The sequence below is a fragment of the Thermoplasma sp. genome, assembly GCF_023256435.1.
Lineage (GTDB): Archaea > Thermoplasmatota > Thermoplasmata > Thermoplasmatales > Thermoplasmataceae > Thermoplasma.
On sequence record NZ_JAGDXM010000052.1, the window covers coordinates 1 to 3556 of the forward strand.

General features: G+C 45.6%; 3 protein-coding genes. All 3 read left to right on the forward strand.

Annotated features, from left to right (window positions below; translation table 11 throughout):
• Nucleotides 1-336 precede the first annotated feature (336 nt).
• Genes Q0C15_RS07265 through rqcH form a run of 3 tightly spaced genes read left to right on the forward strand, consistent with a single transcriptional unit; the run spans nt 337 to nt 3469 of the window.
• Nucleotides 337-672 carry a DNA-directed RNA polymerase subunit L gene (locus tag Q0C15_RS07265; protein ID WP_297217835.1) on the forward strand — a complete coding sequence of 112 codons (336 nt, stop codon included), beginning with the start codon at nt 337-339 and terminating at the stop codon, nt 670-672.
• Nucleotides 669-1625, forward strand: coding sequence for a TIGR01177 family methyltransferase (locus tag Q0C15_RS07270; RefSeq protein WP_297217838.1), 957 nt, complete (start codon nt 669-671; stop codon nt 1623-1625). Before Q0C15_RS07265 ends, Q0C15_RS07270 begins: the two co-directional genes overlap by 4 nt.
• A gap of 56 nt (nt 1626-1681) precedes the next feature.
• Nucleotides 1682-3469: a ribosome rescue protein RqcH gene (gene rqcH / locus Q0C15_RS07275; protein WP_297217841.1), complete on the forward strand. Its 1788-nt coding sequence runs from the start codon at nt 1682-1684 to the stop codon at nt 3467-3469.
• Nucleotides 3470-3556 lie beyond the last annotated feature (87 nt).

The following is a 3556-nucleotide window of genomic DNA, read 5'->3' on the forward strand; positions in this document are numbered from 1 at the left end:
TGCTATCTTATCTATTGTTCCGGAGGCCAGAACAATCGACATTGTCTTGGACATAAATATCGTAACGTAATTATTGGAAGATTAATAAAACTTTGTCAATAATTTATAACGATAATGGAAATTAATTATACGTCTAAATTTGAAAGATATACTATTTAATGTGTTATGAATATATACATAAATGTTCAAATTTCGTTAATACCTAACGGATTTTGAATCTTTGATGTAGCCAAGGCACAGACAGAGTTCAGAACCTGGATCAGCAGTTCATGAGGAAGTCGAGAAAGGAATTTGGTTGTGTGTCAACCTATAAATAGGTATTAAAAATATACCGCTATGCAGAGGGAGAGGATAGCAGAGAGTTCACTCCGCGTTATTTCTAAGGAAAAGAACTCAATCACTGTTGAGATGATAAATTACGACAACACGCTTCTCAGAACGCTTGTTGAGGAGATTCTGAAGGATGATCAGGTTGATGAAGCACGTTATTATATAAAGCACCCTGTGATCGATAACCCGCAGATATACGTCAGGGTTAAATCTGGTAAGCCTCAGTCCGCAATAAAGAGGGCCGTGCGGAGGCTGTCAAAACTGTACGAGGATCTCGGGACGCAGTTCCAGAAGGAGATCCAGAGATATGAGAGCGATCACATCATAAAAGCAGTCGAATGAACAGATATCTTCTGGAATTCAGCCTGGAGAGGGATAAGGCCAGGTACGTCGAACTGATATCAATACAGGAGACCTACGGCGATTTCACCATAGATTATGTTGACGATGAGATCGCGGTCATCTCCGGATCATGGGAATCCATCAAAAGATGCGCCTTTGTAAATTCTACCGGAAGGATCATTTATGAAGCGGATGATCTAGCTTCATGCAGCATAGATCTTCCCCCAGGCAAATTTTACGTCCGATACAGGGACGTTGATGGAAACGCCCCAATGACGGAAGCGCATATCGGCGACCTTATGGGCGCAAAGGGGAGAGTTTCATTCAAAGACCCTGATTTTATCATCCGCGTTGTGCACCATGTGGTATTTTACATAACTATTGTGGTCTATGAACGGGATAAGAAGCAGTTTCTCATACGGAAGGCACCGAAGAGGCCTTTCTTTTCGCCGGTATCCATGGATCCGAAATATGCCAGGTTCCTCGTAAATACAGCCCATGTAAAGGAGAACGAAATTCTCCTTGATCCATTCTGCGGTACCGGCGGCATACTGATAGAGGCTGCACTTATGGGAATCAAGGTCATAGGAAACGATATATCCCTGTCAATGGCTGTTGGAGCAAGAACAAATCTGAAACACTTCCACATAGACAGCTTTCAGGTCTACAGCATGGATATATCGGAACTTCAGCTATCCGACGTCGACGGAATCGCTACAGACATGCCATATGGAAGGAACTCCTATGCAAGTGAGGATCTTGAAGCCCTGTATGAGCGTTCATTCAGGAAATTTCATGAGATGCTGAAACCGCATGGGTATGCAGCATTTGTTGTATCTGATGCATCTTTGATCGAACTTGCCAGGCCGTATTTCAGGATAATCCATGACGTTCCGGTATACCAGCACAGATCCCTGACAAGGCACTTCATAACTGCGCTGCGGAACGACTGAATCAGAAAGGTCTGGCATCATCTTTCCTTAAATATACGCAGTGCATTGTCATCCAGATGAAGGACAAGGAGAGTTCAATAGACTTTTACGCATTCGTGAACATATACCGCGATAGGTTCATAGGATCCTTTGTGAAGAAGGTATACCAGATAGGACCTGACGATTTTCTCGTTCAGATATACCGATCCGACATAAAGAGAACGGATGTGCTCATATCTCTAAAGCATGGCATCTTCTTCAGAACGGCTGAAACTCCGGAGACTGCAACACAGACTGCCATGGTTCTCCGCAAGTCCATTTCTGATAGGAGAATCGTTGAAATTAGGCAGATCAACTTTGATCGCGTTGTTGAATTCACCTTTCACACGGGGCAGAAGCTCATACTTGAGTTATTTAGGGAAGGTAACCTCATAGCAACGGACGGGAATAAGATAACATTTGTGCTCAGGCCGAGGAAATGGAAGAACAGGGATCTCGAGGTGGGCAACACATATCTACCTCCCTCATCCTTTGATCCTTCAACTGCCAGTGCCGACGAGATATCCAGAGTTATTTCAGCAAGCTCGGCCAACATTGTCCAGACGCTGGCAACCCGCCTGAACCTTGGTGGTGAGCTGGCGGAGGAGATACTGTACCGGGCAGGAATAGACAAGGAGACACCGGCCAAAACAGCGTCTGAAAGATCCGGCGACATCAAGGACATGCTGGACACACTTCTGAAGGAATCGCTTGTCAACAGATCTTATTACTACGAGGATCAGGCATTGGTTTCGCCATGCGAAATGAGGCATTTTGGCACTCCCAGTAAGATCTTTGAAGATCTGAACGAGGGACTTGTGTTTGCGCTTGAAAATTCTAAAGGTGAAGAAGAACTCGAAGATCCGATATCCAGAAGGATAAATTCTCAGAAGAAGAGCATTGAGGAGTTCGAAAGGATATCGAATGAAAAACAGGAAATCGGCAAGGCTATTATGGCAAGGCTCCAGGAAATAGATAGTGCAATAAGATCTGCAAGATCCGGAAATTATGCTGGAACCATTGATAAGGCCAGAAAGCTGATAACGGTGGATCTGGACGGAAGGCAAGTGGAAATAGACTACACTGTATCTGCCGGAGAAAATGCAAGCAGATACTTTTCGCAGGCAAAGGAATACAGGAAGAAGATCGAGGGAGCAATGAAGGCCATAGAAGAGGCTGAGAAACAGCGCCTGATTGAGATGCAGAAGGCGGAGAGAAAGAAACGGCGGAGGGTGTTCTGGTTTGAAACATACCACTGGTTCATATCAAGCGAGGGCTATCTCGTCATAGCCGGAAGGGATGCCAAGTCCAACGAGAAGATCGTGAAGAAGCATCTGCAGGAAGGCGATATATACGTTCATGCTGATATGTACGGTGCTCCTAGCACCATAATCAAATCCTCGGGAAAGGATCCGCCAGGGGATACCACCATAAGGGAGGCTGGGGCCTTTGCCGTTTCCTTCTCCAGGGCATGGGCTGCAGGAATAGCCTCAGGGACAGCCTACTGGGTCTATCCAAGCCAGGTCAGCAAGACACCCGAATCTGGAGAATACGTGTCGACCGGATCATGGATAATCAGGGGGAAGAGGAATTACATAACCGATCTGAAACTGGAGCTGTGCATTGGAATGCGAGATGTGGAAGGAATACAGATACCGATGATAGGGCCACCGTCCGCCTTCGCTTCAGGCGAGAAATGCGTAAAGATAGTACCCGGAGACCACAAGCGTTCAGAGATTGCAAGGAGGATTGCTGAAATGCTAAGTACAGATAAGGAAGAGATAGAAAAAATACTTCCACCTGGGGGATCTACCATCGTGGAATGAGGTATCTATCACTTTGAAACTATCTAAGTGAGCTACTCCTAGGCTAAAGCTTCGGAGCTTCCTGCTTCAACGACCGACATCTGCCTG

Excerpts from the sequence above, each read along its gene's own strand:
- rqcH (WP_297217841.1), top strand. The coding sequence starts at position 1,682 with ATGAAGGACAAGGAGAGTTCAATAGACTTTTACGCATTCGTGAACATA.
- Q0C15_RS07265 (WP_297217835.1), top strand. The coding sequence starts at position 337 with ATGCAGAGGGAGAGGATAGCAGAGAGTTCACTCCGCGTTATTTCTAAG.
- Q0C15_RS07270 (WP_297217838.1), top strand. The coding sequence starts at position 669 with ATGAACAGATATCTTCTGGAATTCAGCCTGGAGAGGGATAAGGCCAGG.